This window comes from Micromonospora sp. CNB394 (assembly GCF_000374985.1).
GTDB lineage: Bacteria > Actinomycetota > Actinomycetes > Mycobacteriales > Micromonosporaceae > Micromonospora > Micromonospora marina.
In genome coordinates this window covers 317,330-334,122 of the sequence record NZ_KB895826.1, presented here as the reverse complement: position 1 = coordinate 334,122, position 16,793 = coordinate 317,330, and the positions used below count along the sequence as shown (strand labels likewise).

The 16,793-nt window shown below is 73.3% G+C and carries 15 protein-coding genes; 10 read left to right on the top strand and 5 right to left on the bottom strand.

All coding sequences use genetic code 11. The annotated features are described in order from the left end of the window. Positions 1-51 precede the first annotated feature (51 nt). The 4 genes from C569_RS0105555 to C569_RS0105540 all read right to left on the bottom strand — a co-directional run bounded on the left by C569_RS0105555 (position 52) and on the right by C569_RS0105540 (position 3,284). Positions 52-672 carry a PadR family transcriptional regulator gene (locus tag C569_RS0105555; RefSeq protein ID WP_018784805.1) on the bottom strand — a complete coding sequence of 207 codons (621 nt, stop codon included), beginning with the start codon at positions 670-672 and terminating at the stop codon, positions 52-54. Next, positions 669-1,499, bottom strand: coding sequence for a DUF4097 family beta strand repeat-containing protein (locus tag C569_RS0105550; RefSeq protein ID WP_018784804.1), 831 nt, complete (start codon positions 1,497-1,499; stop codon positions 669-671). The genes C569_RS0105555 and C569_RS0105550 overlap by 4 nt, the downstream gene beginning before the upstream one ends. A 124-nt stretch (positions 1,500-1,623) precedes the next feature. Further along, complete coding sequence (locus C569_RS0105545) at positions 1,624-2,511, bottom strand: 1-acyl-sn-glycerol-3-phosphate acyltransferase (RefSeq protein ID WP_018784803.1); 888 nt, start codon at positions 2,509-2,511, stop codon at positions 1,624-1,626. Beyond that, positions 2,508-3,284, bottom strand: coding sequence for a GNAT family N-acetyltransferase (locus C569_RS0105540; protein WP_018784802.1), 777 nt, complete (start codon positions 3,282-3,284; stop codon positions 2,508-2,510). The genes C569_RS0105545 and C569_RS0105540 overlap by 4 nt, the downstream gene beginning before the upstream one ends. Positions 3,285-3,457: 173 nt before the next feature. Here C569_RS0105540 and C569_RS0105535 point away from each other — a divergent pair, with 173 nt between their 5' ends. From C569_RS0105535 to C569_RS0105505, 7 genes are all read left to right on the top strand, one after another. Beyond that, positions 3,458-4,114 (top strand): hypothetical protein, encoded by a 657-nt coding sequence (locus C569_RS0105535; RefSeq protein WP_026267736.1) that lies wholly within the window; start codon positions 3,458-3,460, stop codon positions 4,112-4,114. A 138-nt stretch (positions 4,115-4,252) separates the two neighbouring features. Then, positions 4,253-5,194 carry an ABC transporter ATP-binding protein gene (locus C569_RS0105530; protein ID WP_018784800.1) on the top strand — a complete coding sequence of 314 codons (942 nt, stop codon included), beginning with the start codon at positions 4,253-4,255 and terminating at the stop codon, positions 5,192-5,194. Next, positions 5,191-6,018, top strand: coding sequence for an ABC transporter permease (locus tag C569_RS0105525; RefSeq protein WP_018784799.1), 828 nt, complete (start codon positions 5,191-5,193; stop codon positions 6,016-6,018). Before C569_RS0105530 ends, C569_RS0105525 begins: the two co-directional genes overlap by 4 nt. A 255-nt stretch (positions 6,019-6,273) precedes the next feature. Next, positions 6,274-10,050 (top strand): multifunctional oxoglutarate decarboxylase/oxoglutarate dehydrogenase thiamine pyrophosphate-binding subunit/dihydrolipoyllysine-residue succinyltransferase subunit, encoded by a 3,777-nt coding sequence (locus C569_RS0105520; protein WP_018784798.1) that lies wholly within the window; start codon positions 6,274-6,276, stop codon positions 10,048-10,050. A 69-nt stretch (positions 10,051-10,119) separates the two neighbouring features. After that, positions 10,120-10,299, top strand: a complete 180-nt coding sequence (locus C569_RS0105515) for a DUF6104 family protein (RefSeq protein WP_013288341.1) — start codon at positions 10,120-10,122, stop codon at positions 10,297-10,299. Positions 10,300-10,386: 87 nt separating this feature from the next. Continuing rightward, entirely contained in the window at positions 10,387-12,453 is a 2,067-nt protein-coding gene (pta, locus tag C569_RS0105510) for a phosphate acetyltransferase (protein ID WP_018784797.1), read from the top strand. Continuing rightward, positions 12,450-13,562: an acetate/propionate family kinase gene (locus tag C569_RS0105505; RefSeq protein WP_018784796.1), complete on the top strand. Its 1,113-nt coding sequence runs from the start codon at positions 12,450-12,452 to the stop codon at positions 13,560-13,562. Before pta ends, C569_RS0105505 begins: the two co-directional genes overlap by 4 nt. 50 nt (positions 13,563-13,612) lie before the next feature. Here C569_RS0105505 and C569_RS33610 read toward each other — a convergent pair whose 3' ends face one another. Beyond that, positions 13,613-13,786 (bottom strand): hypothetical protein, encoded by a 174-nt coding sequence (locus C569_RS33610; protein WP_018784795.1) that lies wholly within the window; start codon positions 13,784-13,786, stop codon positions 13,613-13,615. Positions 13,787-13,967: 181 nt separating this feature from the next. Between C569_RS33610 and C569_RS0105495 the strand changes: the two genes are divergently transcribed. The 3 genes from C569_RS0105495 to C569_RS0105485 are packed head-to-tail and all read left to right on the top strand — an operon-like array spanning position 13,968 to position 16,684. After that, on the top strand, positions 13,968-15,182 hold the full coding sequence (locus C569_RS0105495; protein ID WP_018784794.1) for an alpha/beta hydrolase: 1,215 nt from the start codon (positions 13,968-13,970) through the stop codon (positions 15,180-15,182). Further along, positions 15,179-15,688: a hypothetical protein gene (locus tag C569_RS29860; RefSeq protein ID WP_018784793.1), complete on the top strand. Its 510-nt coding sequence runs from the start codon at positions 15,179-15,181 to the stop codon at positions 15,686-15,688. The genes C569_RS0105495 and C569_RS29860 overlap by 4 nt, the downstream gene beginning before the upstream one ends. Positions 15,689-15,718: 30 nt before the next feature. Continuing rightward, positions 15,719-16,684 (top strand): chlorophyllase, encoded by a 966-nt coding sequence (locus C569_RS0105485; protein ID WP_018784792.1) that lies wholly within the window; start codon positions 15,719-15,721, stop codon positions 16,682-16,684. Positions 16,685-16,793: the final 109 nt, after the last annotated feature.

Here is a 16,793-nt window from a genome sequence, read left to right as displayed (position 1 = left end):
CGTGCTCCGGCTGCCACCGCGCTGGGTGCCGCCTGGAAACAACCTGTGAGATCAGCGGAGCAGCCGCCGCAGCCCCTCCAGCGCGCCGTCGAGCAGCCGGATCGCGGTACGGAGCTGGTTGTCGCTGAGCCGCCGGGCCCGGACCAGCGCCCCGACCTCGACGGTGAACGCGGCGAGCCGCTGGTCGAAGTCGGCGAGCAGCGGCGACTCGTCCGGGCGGGCCGGTCCCCCGCTGTGGGCCGGCCGGGTGGTGGCGGACGCCGTCCAGCCGCTCTGCCGGGTCTGCCGGGCCACCTCGCGCAGCTCGCGCTTCAGGTCGCGCACCGATCCGCGTACCTCGGTGCGGATCTCCCCGGCCAGCGCGGAGAGATCCTCGACGGCGGCGCCGATGTCGTTCTCCAGCGTCGACAGCTCGTCGGCGCGCTGCCGCAGTTCGGCGCGGCCCGCGTCGGTGATCTCGTAGACCTTGCGCCCGCCCGCGGCGGTGTGCGTGACCAGCCCTTCCGCCTCCAGCCGCTGCAGCCGCGGGTAGATGGTGCCGGCGCTGGGCGCGTACAGGCCGAGGAAGCGCTCCTCCAGCAGACGGATCAGCTCGTAGCCGTGCTTCGGACCGTCGTCGAGCAGCTTCAGGAGGTAGAGCCGGAGCCGGCCGTGGCTGAACACGGCGGTCACGGCACGTCCTCCACATGGTCGGCGGGCGCGACCGGGCGGGCGAGCAGCGCGATGCTGCCGGAGGTCGCGGAGGCCCAGAGCCTACCCGTACCCCCGCCGAGCACGCCGTGACTGTCCCTGATCGAGCCCAGCCCGCGCTGACCGCCGCCCACCTGCGGGAAGCCGCTGGTGATCCGGCCCGCCGTGGTGTGCAGGTGCACGGTGAGGTCACTGTCCTCGCGGACCCGCACGGTGATGCTGCCGGAGATGGCGCTGAGCCGGATGTCGCTGTCGCTCGGGTTGTCCAGGTCGCAGGTGATCGAGCCGGAGACGGCGTGGGCGCGGACCCGGTCGGGCGCGCTGTCGGCGAGGACCAGCTCACCGGAGACCGTCTCCAGCTCCAGGTCGCCGCCGATGCCGAGCGCCTCGACCGGCCCGGAGGCGACCTTCGCGCTGGTGCGCCCCCGCAGCCCGCGCAGCGTGACCTGCCCGGAGGTGACGTCGACCCGGGTCTCCCGGCGCAGCCCGGAGGCGACGAGCGCGCCGCTGACCACCGACAGGGTGGCGAGCACGTCCGGCGGGACCGCGACCGACACCTCGGCCCGGATCCGGTTGCCGAACCAGGAGAAGCGGCCGAGCCAGCCGGGCTTGCGCTTGTGCCGGATCGTCAGCCGCCCGTCCCGTACCTCGACGAGGAGCGGCCGGTCGCTGATCCGGGTCACGTCGACCCGGGCCGGACCGTCCGCGCCGACCACGTTGAGCCGGCCGCTGATCAGCTCGGCGTCGAGCCGCGTGATCGGCTCGTCCAGCGTGATCCGCTGCGGGCTCTCCACCGTCCAACTGACCATGGCGCGCTCCCCTCGTCGGCGTGCCGATCGCCGGCCCGCCAGGTGTTGCGAGGAGCATAACGCGATACATCGCGACTCAACAAGACACTATCGCGACTATGTCGCGTCCCTGACGGCCTGCGGGTCAGGCCATCAGGTCGAGCTGGGTCGCGAGCAGAGGTCGAGCGGACGGGTGGATCGCGGCCTCGGCGACCCGGGCCAGCGCCCTGCGGTCCGCACCGGGCGCCGGGTGCAGCGCGGCGCTCACCCCCACCGTCACGGTCAGCTCCCGGGCGGCGAGCACCCGGCGTACCGACGCCCACAGCGTCTCCTCGCCGAGGAAGGCGGGCAACGTGCTCGGGTCGCCCGCGTACCGGTAGCGGAGGCGCAACGGCACCACCGGCGCGCCCGCCGCCACGGCGGCCTCGAACATCGCCGGGCGGAAGCCGCGGGCCGGGCGGCAGTCAGTCGCGGCCCCGCACCAGGTCGTCCCCTCCGGGAACACCGCCACCGACCGCCCGGACCGCAGCACGCCGGCCACCGACGCGACGGTGCCCGGCAGGTCACGCGGCCGGGACCGGTCCACGAAGACGGTGCCCGCCGCGGCGGCCAGAGCGCCCACCAGCGGCCAGCTCCGGACCTCACGCTTCGCCAGCATCCGGGCCGGCGACACGGCGAGCACCGCCAGGACGTCCAGCCAGGACACGTGGTTCGCGACCAGCAGCGCCCGCCCGCGCGGCACCCGGCCGCGGACCAGCAGCCGCACCCCGAGGGCTCGCAGCGTCCACAGCGCCCAGCCGCCCAACGCGGCCCGACCCCGGGCGGCGGGCAGCACCGGCAGCAGCGCGGCCAGGCCCGTCCCGGCCAGGAGCATGCCGAGTACGCCGAGCAGCCGGCCCGCCCGGCGAAGCCACGACACGTCCGGGGCGGCCGGCGCCGGAAGACAGTCCGGCCCGCAACCCGAGGTGGGCCGCCACAGGCCCTCCCCGGCATCCGGACCGGCCGCCCACAGCCCGGCGGTGGCGATGGTCACGACCCGGCCCCGCCGAGGAAGTGCCGCAGGTAGCGCGGGTTCATCCGGTCCAGGGAGAACAGCACGTAGAAGTCGGCGCAGCCGAAGTCCGGATCGTACGCGGGCTCGCCGGCCACCCACGCGCCCAGCCGCAGGTAGCCGCGCAGCAGCGGCGGCACGAGCGCCCGGCGCTGCGCCGGGGTGAGCGCGGCGAGGTCGGCGGCGGGCGCCTCGGCGAACCAGGGCCGACGCGGGGTGACCCGCAGCAGCGGCGGGGCGAGGTGCCGGGCGGTGACCTCGGCCCACACCTGCGCGGCGGCCGTCCCGCCGTCGGTGACCGGCACCGAGGCGCAGCCACCGAGCCAGCGGGCGCCGCGCAGGTGCAGGTAGCGGCAGATCCCGGCCCACATCAGGTTGATCACGGCACCGGTGCGGTGGTCCGGGTGGACGCAGGAGCGGCCCGCCTCGACCAGGTCGTCGCGCAGCGGGGCCAGCGGGCCCAGGTCGAACTCGGCGTCGGCGTACCGGCGGTCGGTGCGGCCGGGCGGCAGCAGCCGGTACGTGCCGACGACATCCCCGGTCCCCTCGTGGAGCACCACCAGGTGGTCGCAGTACGCGTCGAATCCGTCGGTGTCGAGCCCGGTGGCGGCGGTCGGCAGGGTGGCGCCGAGTTCGCCGGCGAACACCTCGTGGCGCAGGCGTTGCGCGGCCGCGACCAGTGTCGGGTCGTCGGCGATCAGCAGGGTGTAACCGCTGGTCGTAAGCGGTGCGCCAGCGGCGTGCAGAACGGCCATGACTCCTGTGTAGGTGCCGCGGGTTGCCACCGGACGGGATGAGGGGTGTCGATCCGGTGAACGCCGGTCGGCGGCGGCGTGCGAACCGGGACGGCCGGGACGGGTCCGGCGTGTGCGAGGCTGCCGGGCGGACCGCCCGCGACGGCGCCGGCGGCGGGAACCCGGAGGTGCACATGCTGGTCGAGGCCCGCTTCCAGGGGCCGGACGGCTCCGGCAACGGCGGCTGGAGCGCCGGGATCTTCGCCGCGCTGATCGACGACCGGGGCCCGGTGGAGGTCACGTTGCGCCGGCCGCCGCCGCTGGACACCCCGCTGGCCGCCGCCGACGGCGAGGTACGCGACCCGGACGGACACCTGGTCGCCCAGGTACGCCGGGTCGAGCCGGTCGACGCGGTGGTGCCACCGGTGGACCCGGCGACGGCGGCGGAGGCCGCGCGGGCGTACCCGGGCCTGGTCGACCACCCGTTCCCCCGCTGCTACGTCTGCGGCCCGGCGAACCCGGACGGGCTGCGGATCTTCCCCGGGCGGCTGCCGGACGGGCGGACCGCCGCGCCGTTCCGCGCGCCGGCCGCCGTGGTGCCCGCGACGGTGTGGGCGGCGCTGGACTGCCCGGGTGGCTGGGCGGTGCTCGCGCCCGGCCGGCCGTACGTGCTGGGAAGGATCGCCGCGCAGGTCACGGCGTTGCCGCGGCCCGGCGACGAGTGCGTGGTGACGGGCATCGCGGTCGGTTCCGAAGGACGCAGGGCCGAGGTGCACACCAGCCTGTACGGTGCGGACGGCGCGTTGCTCGGCCGCGCCCGGGCCACCTGGGTGGCGTTGCCGACCGCTTGATCTCCTCCCTGAGGAGGACGGCGCGTACGCGTCCCGCCTGATTGACCCCCTTGCGCCGGGTTGGAAGGCTGTTGCGGGACGCCCCCGCAACGGCGCCCCCGCCGGCGCGCGTCGAGCCCGCCGGGGCAGGAGAGGAGAATGATGTCCGACGGGCAGCCACGCCCCAGTGCCGGGACCGGCCAGATCACCGTGTCCGGCCTGACCAAGCAATACAAGAACGTGCGCGCGGTGGACAACCTGTCGTTCACCGTCGAGCCGGGCCGGGTCACCGGCTTCCTCGGCCCGAACGGCGCCGGTAAGACGACCACGCTGCGCATGCTGCTCAACCTGGTGACGCCGAGCGCCGGCACGGCCACCGTCGGCGGCAGCCGCTACGCCGACCTGCCCGACCCGCTGCGTACGGTGGGCGCGGTGCTGGAGGCGTCCAGCGCGCACAAGGGCCGCACCGGCATCAACCACCTGCGGGTGATCTGCGCGGCGGCGGGCCTGCCGAAGGAGCGCGCCGACGAGGCACTCGCCCTGGTCGGGCTCTCGCCCGCGGCGAAGCGCAAGTTCAAGGGCTACTCGCTGGGCATGAAGCAGCGACTCGGCATCGCCGCCGCGATGCTCGGCAACCCGCAGGTGCTGATCCTGGACGAGCCGGCCAACGGCCTGGACCCGGAGGGCATTCGCTGGATGCGCGGCTTCCTCAAGGGGCTGGCCGCCGAGGGACGGACGGTGCTGGTCTCCAGCCACCTGCTCTCCGAGATGCAGCTGCTCGCCGACGACGTGGTCATCATCGCGGCCGGCAAGCTGATCCGGCAGGGCCCGGTCGACCAGGTGATGGCCTCGATGACGCACGGCGTCCGGGTTCGGGTGCGCACCCCGCAGGCCGACGACCTGGCCGCGGTGCTGCGCGAGCAGGCCGCCACCGTCGACGCCGACCCGAACGGCGCGCTGCTGGTCAGCGGCGTGGACGCGCCGACCGTGGGCCGGGTCGCGCTGGCCGCCAAGGTCGAGCTGCACGAGCTGACCACCGAGCGCCCCGACCTCGAAGGGGTCTTCCTGGAGCTGACGGCCGGAAAGGCGGAGATCCGATGACGCTTGTCCGATCCGAACTGCTCAAGATCCGTACCACCAGCACCTGGTGGATCTTCGGGCTGATCAGCCTGGCGCTGTGGGCGCTCACGCTGTTCTTCAACTGGTTGCAGACCGAGGCGCTGGCCGGTGGGGACTTCGGCGAGGTGCCGGCCGACCAGTCCGACCAGTTGCAGGCCGTCTCGGCCGCCGACAATCTGGCGGCCAACCTCTACACCAACGGCCAGTTCTTCGGCCTGCTCATCGTGCTGCTGCTCGGCATCGTGGTGGTGACCAGCGAGTTCTTCCACCAGACGGTGACCACCACGTTCCTCACCGCGCCGCACCGCAGCGCGGTGATGCTGGCCAAGCTGGTCGCGGCCGGCGTGCTGGCGCTGCTGTTCTGGCTCGTCACCACAGTGCTGAACCTGGTCACCGCGCCGCTGATCCTCAACTCGGTGGACGTCGGCTCGCAGCTCGGCAGCGGGGCGATCTGGCGGGCGATCGCGCTCAACGGCCTGGCCTACCTGCTGTGGTCGGTGCTCGGCGTCGGGCTCGGCGTGCTGATCCGCAGCCAGATCGGCGCCACGGTGACCGGCATCCTGTTCTATCTGGGCGGCGCGATCGGCGCGGTCATCGTCCTCAGCCTGCTCGCCTCGCGGTACGGCGACTGGATCAACAAGCTGCAGTTGCTGGTCCCGTCGCTGGCCTCCGGCCTGATGGTGGGCGGCGACACCGACATCCCGGGCAACCCGCCGCAGTGGGCCGGCGCCCTGGTGCTGATCGGGTACGCGGTGGTGGCCGGCGCGATCGGCGTGGCCACGATCCGCAAGCGCGACATCTCCTGACCTCGGGTCGGGGACGGACCCCGGTCGGTGACGGACGTCATCGGCCGGGGTCGCGCCGTAGCAGGAGTCGGCGGATCACGCAGCGTCTGCCGAACTTCTGGCATCTTCTGTGAAACGGACCACCAGCCGGAGGCGAGAATGCCTGCGCGAAGCGCACGGCGTAGCCTTGGCATCGGTTTACCCAGCGTCGGCAACCGGGGGTCACCGGGGGCCACCGTGACATTCACAACCGCGTGAAAGAGGCGATTAGCGGCCGTGTCGACCCAGCAGACTTCGCAGGAGAACCCACTGGCGGGTTTCGGCCCGAACGAGTGGATCGTCGAGGAGATGTACCAGCGTTACCTCGCCGACCCCTCGAGCGTCGATTCGGCCTGGCACGACTTCTTCGCCGACTACCGGCCGGCCCCGGGCGCCGCCACACCGCACCCGGACGGGCAGGCCGAGCCGGCCGCGAAGCCGGAGCCGGCCGAACAGCAGGAGGCCGTGGCCACCGTCACCGAGCAGCCCGCCAAGGCCGAGCCGAAGGCCACCAGGACCGAGCCGAAGGCCGCCAAGACCGAGCCCACCGCGGCCAAGCCGGCCCCGGCCAAGCCCGCCGCCAAGCCGGCGGCGAAGGCGCCCGAACCGGCCAAGAAGTCCGTCCCGGCCAAGCCGGCCGCCAAGGCGCCGACCGCGAGCGCCGCGGGCACCACGCCGCTGCGCGGCGTCGCCGCCAAGATCGTGCAGAACATGGACGCGTCGCTCGCCGTCCCGACCGCCACGAGCGTGCGCGCCGTCCCGGCCAAGCTGCTCGTCGACAATCGCATCGTGATCAACAACCACCTGGCCCGCGGGCGCGGTGGCAAGGTCAGCTTCACCCACCTGATCGGGTACGCGCTCGTCCGCGCGGTCGTCGAGCACCCGGAGGTGAACAACTCCTTCGCCGAGGTCGACGGCAAGCCGGCGATGGTCCGCCCGGAGCACGTCAACCTGGGCATCGCGATCGACCTGGTCAAGCCGGACGGCTCGCGCAACCTGGTGGTGCCGTCCATCAAGGGCTGCGAGCAGATGGACTTCCGGCAGTTCTGGCAGGCGTACGAGGACGTGGTCCGGCGCGCCCGCCGTAACGAACTGACCATGGAGGACTACTCCGGCACCACGATCTCGCTGACCAACCCGGGCGGCATCGGCACCGTGCACTCGATCCCGCGCCTGATGCAGGGGCAGAGCGCCATCATCGGCGTCGGCGCGATGGAATACCCGGCCCCCTACCAGGGCATGAGCGAGGCCACCCTGGCCGAGAACGCGGTCAGCAAGGTCCTCACGCTGACCAGCACGTACGACCACCGGATCATCCAGGGCGCGCAGTCCGGCGAGTTCCTGAAGGTCATGCACGAGCTGCTGCTCGGCGAGCGGGGCTTCTACGACGGCATCTTCACCTCGCTGCGGATCCCGTACGAGCCGGTGCGCTGGATGCGCGACGTGGCCGTCGACAGCGAGGGCCAGATCAACAAGACCGCGCGGGTCCACGAGCTGATCCACGCGTACCGGGTGCGCGGCCACCTGATGGCCGACACCGACCCGCTGGAGTTCAAGATCCGTAAGCACCCGGACCTGGACGTGCTCCAGCACGGGCTCACGCTCTGGGATCTCGACCGCGTCTTCCCGGTCAACGGCTTCGCCGGCCAGCAGCGGATGAAGCTGCGCTCGATCCTCGGTGCGCTGCGCGACTCGTACTGCCGCCGGGTCGGCATCGAGTACATGCACATCCAGGACCCGGAGGAGCGGCGCTGGATCCAGGAGCGGGTCGAGCGCAAGTACGAGAAGCCCAGCTCCGACGAGCAGAAGCACGTGCTGAACCGGCTCAACGCCGCCGAGGCGTTCGAGACGTTCCTGCAGACCAAGTACGTCGGCCAGAAGCGCTTCTCGCTGGAGGGCGGCGAGTCGCTGATCCCGCTGCTCGGCGAGGTGCTGGAGTGCTCCGCCGAGGCCGGGCTGGACGAGGTCGTCATCGGCATGGCCCACCGCGGCCGGCTCAACGTACTGGCGAACATCGTCGGCAAGCCGTACGAGAAGATCTTCTCCGAGTTCGAGGGGCACCTCGACCCGCGGTCCACGCAGGGCTCGGGCGACGTGAAGTACCACCTCGGCCAGAACGGCAAGTTCTCCACCCCGGACGGCGAGCACGCGGTCAAGGTGTCGGTGGTGGCGAACCCGTCGCACCTGGAGGCCGTGGACCCGGTGCTGGAGGGCATCGTCCGGGCCAAGCAGGACCGCATCGACCTCAAGCTGGAGGGCTACACCGTGCTGCCGCTGGCGGTGCACGGTGACGCCGCCTTCGCCGGCCAGGGCGTGGTCGCCGAGACGCTCAACCTCTCCCAGCTACGCGGCTACCGCACCGGCGGCACGGTGCACGTGGTGGTCAACAACCAGGTCGGCTTCACCACCGCCCCGGAGTACAGCCGGTCCAGCCTCTACAGCACGGACGTGGCCCGGATGATCCAGGCGCCGATCTTCCACGTGAACGGCGACGACCCGGAGGCCGTGGTCCGCGTGGCCCGGCTCGCGTTCGAGTACCGGCAGGCGTTCAACAAGGACGTCGTGATCGACATGGTCTGCTACCGCCGGCGCGGGCACAACGAGGGCGACGACCCGTCGATGTCCAACCCGGCCATGTACAAGATCATCGACTCGAAGCGGTCGGTCCGCAAGCTCTACACCGAGGAGCTGATCGGGCGCGGCGACATCACCGTGGAGGACGCGGAGGAGCTGCTGCGCGACTACCAGGGGCAGCTCGAGCGGGTCTTCAAGGCCACCCGGGACGCCGCGACCACCCCACGTCAGCTCAGCCGCCCGGCGCGCGAGGACGAGCCGGAGCCGCAGGTCGACACCGCCACCGACGCCGCGGTCGTCAAGGCGATCGGCGAGGCGCACGTCAACCTGCCCGAGGGCTTCACCCCGCACAAGCGGATCCAGCAGCTGCTGGAACGGCGTCGCAAGATGTCCGTCGAGGGCGGCATCGACTGGGGCTTCGCCGAGATCATCGCGTTCGGCACGCTGCTGCACGACGGCGTCACGGTCCGGCTCGCCGGGCAGGACTCGCGCCGCGGCACGTTCGTCCAGCGGCACGCCTCGGTGGTGGACGCCAAGACCGGCGAGGACTACCTGCCGCTGAAGTCGTTCACCGCCGACGGCGAGCGGTCGCGCTTCTTCGTCCACGACTCGCTGCTCTCCGAGTACGCGGCCATGGGCTTCGAGTACGGCTACTCGGTGGAGAACATCAACGCGCTGGTGGCCTGGGAGGCCCAGTTCGGTGACTTCGTCAACGGCGCCCAGTCGGTGATCGACGAGTTCATCTCCTCCGGCGAGGTGAAGTGGGGTCAGCGCTCCGCGGTGACCCTGCTGCTCCCGCACGGCCACGAGGGCCAGGGCCCGGACCACACCTCCGGCCGCCCGGAGCGGTTCCTCCAGCTCTGCGCCGAGGACAACATGCGGGTGGCCGTCCCGACCACCCCGGCGAACTACTTCCACCTGCTGCGCCGCCAGGCCCTGTCGCCCAAGCGCAAGCCGCTGGTGGTGTTCACGCCGAAGTCGCTGCTGCGGCACAAGCTCTGCGTGTCGCCGGTGGAGGACTTCACCACCGGGACGTTCTCCCCGGTGCTGGCCGACACCGCGGGTCCGGCGCCGGAGCAGGTCAAGCGGGTGCTGCTCTGCTCGGGCAAGGTCTACTACGACCTGTTCCAGGCCCGGCAGGAACGGGGCGTCACCGACACCGCGATCATCCGGATGGAGCAGCTTTACCCGCTGCCCGTCGAGGAGGTCCGGGCCGCGCTGGCGCAGTACCCGAACGCCGAGGACTTCGCCTGGGTCCAGGAGGAGCCCGCCAACCAGGGGGCCTGGTCGTTCGTCGCGCTCAACCTGCTGGAGCACCTGCCCGAGGTCCGGCTGCGCCGCATCTCCCGGCCGGCCGCCGCCGCCCCGGCGGTCGGCTCGGCGAAGATGCACGAGGTCGAGCAGAACGCGCTGATCGAGGCGGCTCTCCCCCGCCCGTGACGACACCACCGGCAGCGGCCCGTCCCGACCCGGGGCGGGCCGCTGCCGTACGACGACGAGAGGAACACCGTGTACTTCACCGACCGTGGCATCGAGGAACTGGTCGAGCGCCGTGGCGACGAGCAGGTCAGCATGGAGTGGCTGGGCGAGCGGCTGCGTGACTTCATCGATCTGAACCCGGAGTTCGAGACCCCGATCGAGCGGTTCGCCACCTGGCTGGCCCGCCTCGACGACCCCGACGACGACTGACGCCCCCTACCATCCCCGTACGAGGTCGGTGGTGGCGAGGGTCGAAGGACCCGGGCGGAGGTCCGGGCGATCTTGTAGCGTGAGGTCGTGGCGCGCAGCGTGTACCTGACCGGCGTTGGCTCGGGCGGTGGGAAGTCGACGGTGGCGCTCGGGCTGGCCGAGCTGTTGTCCCGCCAGGTGGAACGGATAGGCGCGTTCCGGCCGCTCGTCGGCGGTGACGGAGCCGACCCGATCCTGGCCCTGCTCACCGAGCGCTACCGGATGGACCTGCCGGTCGACCAGCTGTACGGCGCCACGTACGCCGAGGCGAGCGCGCTCGTCGCGGACGGCCGCCGGGAGGAGCTGATCTCCCGGATCGTCACCCGCTACCGGGAAGTGGAACGGCGCTGCCCGGCCATGGTGGTGGTCGGCAGCGACTTCGCCTACGGCGACGGCACCGGCCCCCGCGAGCTGGCCTTCAACGCCCGCCTGGCGACCGAGTTCGGCAGCGTCGTGGTGCCGGTGGTGGACGGGTTCGGGCAGGAGCCGGACGCGATCGCGGCGGCGCTGCGCGGCGCGTACCACGATCTGGCCGACCTCGGCGCGACGGTGATCGCGGTGCTGGCCAACCGCGTGCCCGAGCCGATGACGCTGCCCGATCTGCCGGTGCCCGCGTACGCGATCCCGGAGGTGCCGACCGTGTCGGCGCCGACGGTGGCCGAGGTGGCGGCGGCGCTGCGCGGCACCGTGCTCACCGGCGACGAGAGCGCGCTCGACCGCGACGTGCTCGACTACGTGGTCGGCGCGGCCCACGTGCCGACACTGCTCGACCACCTCACCGACGGGGCGCTGGTGATCACCCCGGGCGACCGGGCGGACCTGCTGGTCGCCGCCGCCGCCGCGCACGTGGCCGGGCAGGTGTCGCTGGCCGGCCTGGTGCTCACGCTCGGCGAGCAGCCCGACCCGCGCGCCATGCGCCTGGTCGAGCGGATGAACAGCGGGCTGGCCGTGCTGTCGGTACCGAGCGACAGTTACGACACGGTGGCCGCGTCCAGCCGGATCGAGGGCCGCCCCAGCACCGCCAACCCGCGCAAGGTCGAGGCCGCGCTCGGCGCGTTCGAGCGCTGCGTGGACACCGACGACCTGGCCCGCCGGCTGCGGGTCAGCCGGTCCGCGCGGGTCACCCCGCTGATGTTCGAGAACGACCTGATCGACCGCGCCCGAGCCCGGCGCCGCCGGCTGGTGCTGCCCGAGGGCACCGACGAGCGGATCCTGCGCGCGACCGAGGTGCTGCTGCGCCGGGGCGTCGCCGAACTGACCCTGCTCGGCCGCCCGGACGAGATCGCCCGGCGCACCCGGGAACTGGGCGTCGACCTCGGTGACGCCCAAGTCGTCGACCCGGTGACCAGCCCGTGGCGGGACGAGTTCGCGCAGGCGTACGCGCAGTTGCGCGCCCACCGCGGCGTCACCGCGGAGCTGGCGCACGACATCGTCGCGCAGCCCAACTACTTCGGCACGATGATGGTGCAGACCGGCCACGCCGACGGCATGGTCTCCGGCGCCACCCACACCACAGCCGCCACCATCCGGCCCGCGTTCGAGATCATCCGGACCGTGCCCGGCGTCTCCGTCGCGTCCAGCGTCTTCTTCATGCTGCTCGCCGACCGGGTGCTGGTGTACGGCGACTGCGCGGTCAACCCCGACCCGGACGCCGACCAGCTCGCCGACATCGCCATCTCGTCGGCCGACACGGCGGCCCGGTTCGGCATCGAGCCGCGGGTGGCGATGCTGTCGTACTCCACCGGCAGCTCCGGCGCCGGCGCCGACGTGGAGAAGGTCGCGGCGGCCACCAAGCTGGTCCGGGAACGCCGGCCGGACCTGCTGGTCGAGGGCCCGATCCAGTACGACGCGGCGATCGACCCGCAGGTGGCGGCCACCAAGCTGCCGGACAGCCCGGTGGCGGGACGGGCCACCGTGTTCATCTTCCCGGACCTGAACACCGGCAACAACACGTACAAGGCGGTGCAGCGGTCGGCCGGAGCGGTGGCGGTCGGGCCGGTCATGCAGGGCCTGCGGCGGCCGGTGAACGACCTGTCCCGGGGCGCGGGAGTGCCGGACATCGTCAACACGGTGGCGATCACCGCCATCCAGGCCGCCGCGGAGGCGTCGGAATGAGCCGCATCCTGGTCCTCAACAGCGGATCCTCGTCGGTCAAGTACCGGCTGTACGACGGCGACGACGTCCTGGACAAGGGCACCGTCGAGCGGATCGGCGAACCCGGCGGCGGGCCGGCCGACCACGAGAGCGCGGTCCGGGAGATCATCGGCCGGCTCGACCTGACCGGGCTGTCCGGCGTCGGCCACCGGGTGGTGCACGGCGGGCGGAAGTTCAGCGCGCCGGTACGCATCGACGACGCGGTCGTCACCGCGATCGAGGATCTGGTGCCGCTGGCCCCGCTGCACAACCCGGCCAACCTGGCCGGCATCCGGGTGGCCCGGGAGGCGCTGCCGGACACCCCGCAGGTGGCGGTGTTCGACACCGCGTTCCACCACACGCTGCCCGAGGCCGCCGCCACGTACGCGATCGACAAGGCCACCGCCGAGCGGTACGACGTGCGCCGCTACGGCTTCCACGGCACCTCGCACGCGTACGTCTCGCGTCGCGTCGCCGACCTGCTCGACCGCCCGTACGACCGGATCAACACGATCACCCTGCACCTGGGCAACGGGGCGAGCGCGTGTGCCGTACAGGGCGGGCGCAGCGTGGCCACCTCGATGGGCATGTCCCCGCTGGAGGGCCTGGTGATGGGCACCCGCAGCGGCGACCTCGACCCGACGGTCATCTTCCACCTGCGCCGCGAGGGCGGCATGGTCGTGGACGACATCGACGATCTGCTCAACCACCGCAGCGGCCTGCTCGGGCTGACCGGTGTGAACGACATGCGCGAGGTGCTGGCCCGCCGCGACTCCGGTGACCCGGACGCGACGCTGGCGTTCGACGTCTACTGCCGGCGGATCACCGGATACGTGGGCGCGTACTACGCCCTGCTCGGCCGGGTCGACGCGATCGCGTTCACCGCCGGGGTCGGCGAGCACGCCGCACCGGTCCGGGCAGCCTCGCTGGCCGGGCTGGAGCGGCTGGGCGTCGCGGTCGACCCGGCGCGCAACGACGGTCACGGCGACCGGCTCGTCTCCCCCGACGGTGCGGAGGTGGCGGTGCTCGTGGTCGGCACCGACGAGGAGCGGGAGATCGCCCGCGAGACCCGCGAGGTGATCGGCGTCTGACCGCGTGCGCCCGCCCTCCCCGCGGCTGATCCGGGCCGGGGCAGCCGCGATCAGCCCAGGGCGATCCAGGCGACCAGGGCGACCACCACGACGGCGGCGACTGCCACGCCGGCGATCAACGGCAGGCGGGACGGCGCCGGCGCCGACGCGGCCGGCTCGGGAGAATCGACGAACGCGCGGAACTGCGCGGTGTTGCCACTCGGGTCGGTGTAGTTCTCAGCCATGCGGCCGACCCTAGCGAAGCCGACCGGACCGGAACGTCCCGCCGTGCCGCCACCTGCGGATCCGGGTGGCGGAATCGGGCAAACCCGGCCACCCGGTGGAGGCGGGAGCCGCCCGGGTGGCGGTGCCGACCGGCCCGGACGGCGGGCGCGCGCCGACCGCTCGGCTGCCTACCGTGCAGGGGTGAGGGGGCAGCGGCTGGTCGCCGCGCTGACGACGGCGCTGCTGGCCGGTTGCGGGCCGGCCGTGGCCACGCCCGACCCGGTTCCGGCCGCCGTCGGGTCCGCGCCGGAGGACCAGTACGCGGTGGGGCTGCGGCAGTTCACGCTCGACCCGGACGGCAGGCGGCCGCTGCCGGTAACCGTCTGGTACCCGGCGCAACCGTCCCCCGCACCGCCGCACGCGGCCGGCCCCGGTTCGGCCGGCTCCGGCACGTCCGGCCCTGGCCCGTCGGGCTCTGGCACGTCCGGCTCCGGCACGTCCGGCCCTGGCACGTCCGGCCCTGGCACGTCCGGCTCTGGCACGTCCGGGGCGGATCTCGCGGCCGTGTCCGGCTCGGGCGGATCCGGTGAGGCCACGGCCCTTGCGTCTCGCCCGTCCGTCCTCGCCACCCCCTCCGGGTCCGGCCCGGCCGCACCGGCGAGTCCCGGCCCGAAGCACGGACCGCGCGTGCGGCCCGGTGCGCCGTTCGCCGCCGGACGGTTCCCGGTGGTGCTCTACAGCCACGGGCTGCGCAGCCTGCCCGCCCTGCACGCGGCGCTGACCAGCCGCTGGGCCGCCGCCGGATTCGTGGTGGTCGCGCCCGCCTACCCGCGGACGAACCAGCGCGCCCGCAGCTACACCCGCGACGACGTCCGCAACCAGCCCGCCGACGCGTGGCGACTGATCCGCCACCTGGTCCGGCTGGGCGCCCGCCCCGGGGATCCGCTCGGCGCGCACATGGACGTGGACCGGCTCGCCGCCGCCGGGCACTCGGCCGGCGGGCACACCACGCTCGGCATGTTCGCCTCCGGACAGCCGTGGCCGGTACGGGCCGGAATCGTGATCGCCGGTGGCCGGACCGTCGCCGGCCTCTCCCGGCCGCTCGCGCCGATGCTGTTCGTGCACGGAAGCGCCGACCGGATCGTGCCGGAACCGATCGGCCGGGCCGCGTACGCCCGCTGTCTCGGGCCGGCCGCCTTCCTGAGCCTCACCGGTCAGGGCCACGGCGAGTACCTGACGCCGGGACGGCCCGGCTTCGCCCAGGTGCTCGCCACCACCACCGACTTCCTGCGCTGGACGCTCTACGCCGACCGCGCCGCCCTGCACCGCCTCCCCGCCGACGCCACAGCCCCCGGCCTGACCACCTTCACCACCCGCGCCCTGCCCGTACCCGTACCCGTAACCCGTCGATCATGAAGTTGACGGCGTTCGCCGTCCGGTTTGTCGCCGCCAACTTCATGATCGACGCACCAGGGCGAGGGCTCCACCTCGGCGACGTCACCCGACCGCACGTGGACGTCGACTGGTACTGCTGGCGGGACGACGCCGCAACGCTGGCCGAGCGGCTCGGCACGCTCGGCTGGCGCCCCGACCCCCGGATGCCGGCAACGCTCCAACTCGACCTGCTGCGCGACGACGTCGAGCTGAGCTTCGCGTACCTCGGCCGGGACGCGGACGGCCGGGTCGTCGTCGGCGCCGGGCCCTGGGCGGGAACGCTCCTTCCGGACGGCATGCTGGCCGGACCGCCCGGCCGGATCGGCGCGCTCACCGCGCCGGTGATCAGCGTCGCGGCGCAGATCGAGCTGAAGGAGATGTTCCCGGTCTGGATGCCGGATCGCCCCCGCCGGGCCAAGGACGCGGCCGAGCTGACGCCCGTCTCCGGGCGTCAGCTCGTGGTCACCCGCAGCGCTGACCGGGCCTGATGGCCGGAATCGCGAGGCACAATCGAGTTCATGCGCCGTCGACCCGTCGCCCTGCTCACCGCCGCCGTGCTCGGCGCCGCCCTCACCGGCTGCTCGGAGCAGCCCACCGCCCCGGTCGGGCCGCCCGCTCCCGACACCCCACCGACGACCACCACACCGGCTCCGCGCGTACCCGCCGGCAAGGCTCCCACGGACAGCTTCGCGGTCGGCGTACGCCAGGTGGAGCTGAACCGCGACGGCGACCGGCCCCTGCCGGTGACGCTCTGGTACCCGGCGGCGGGCGCCGCCGGTGGCGGGGCCGAGCGTTCCGCCCCGGCCGCGGACGGGCGGTTCCCGGTGGTGTTGTTCAGCCACGGGCTGAGCGCCCGGCCGGAGGACTACCAGACGCTGCTGGCCCGGTGGGCGGCGGCCGGTTTCGTCGTCGCCGCGCCGCGTTTCCCGCACACCTCCCGGGGCACCGACGGCAACCCGCTGGACGTGCTCAACCAGCCGGCCGACGTGTCGTACGTGCTGACGCGGGTGCTCGCGCTCGGCGAGAAGGCGGGCGATCCGCTGCGCGGCCGGCTGGACCCGGAGCGGGTGGCGGCGACCGGGCACAGCGCCGGTGGTGTGACCACGATCGGGCTGTTCACCGCGGGGCGGGACGAGCGGCTGGACGCGGGCATCGTCTTCGCCGGAACCGCGCTCGGTGTGGGCACCGCGTTCGCGGGAGCCGCCGCGCCCCAGTTGTTCGTGCACGGCGAGGCCGACGAGGTGGTGTCGTACGCGGCGGGCAAGGCCGTGTTCGACGCGGTGCCGTGGCCGAAGGCGATGCTCAGCCTGCCGAAGGGCGACCACGGCCGGGCGCTGCTGGGCGACGGCAAGGCGCTGGGCGTGGTCGCCGACACCACTGTCGAGTTCCTCCGCTGGACGCTCTACGGCGACCCGGCGGCGAAGAAGCGCCTGCCCGCCGACGCGGCCAAGGGCGGCCTGGCCACCCTCGACGACCGCCTGTAAGGAAGGGCCCCTTCTTAACGTCTCCGGTAGAGAAGGGGCCCCTTCTTAACGCGCCGCACGCCGCACGCCGCACGCGCCGTCCGCGCCGCACGCGGCGTCTGCGGTGCCG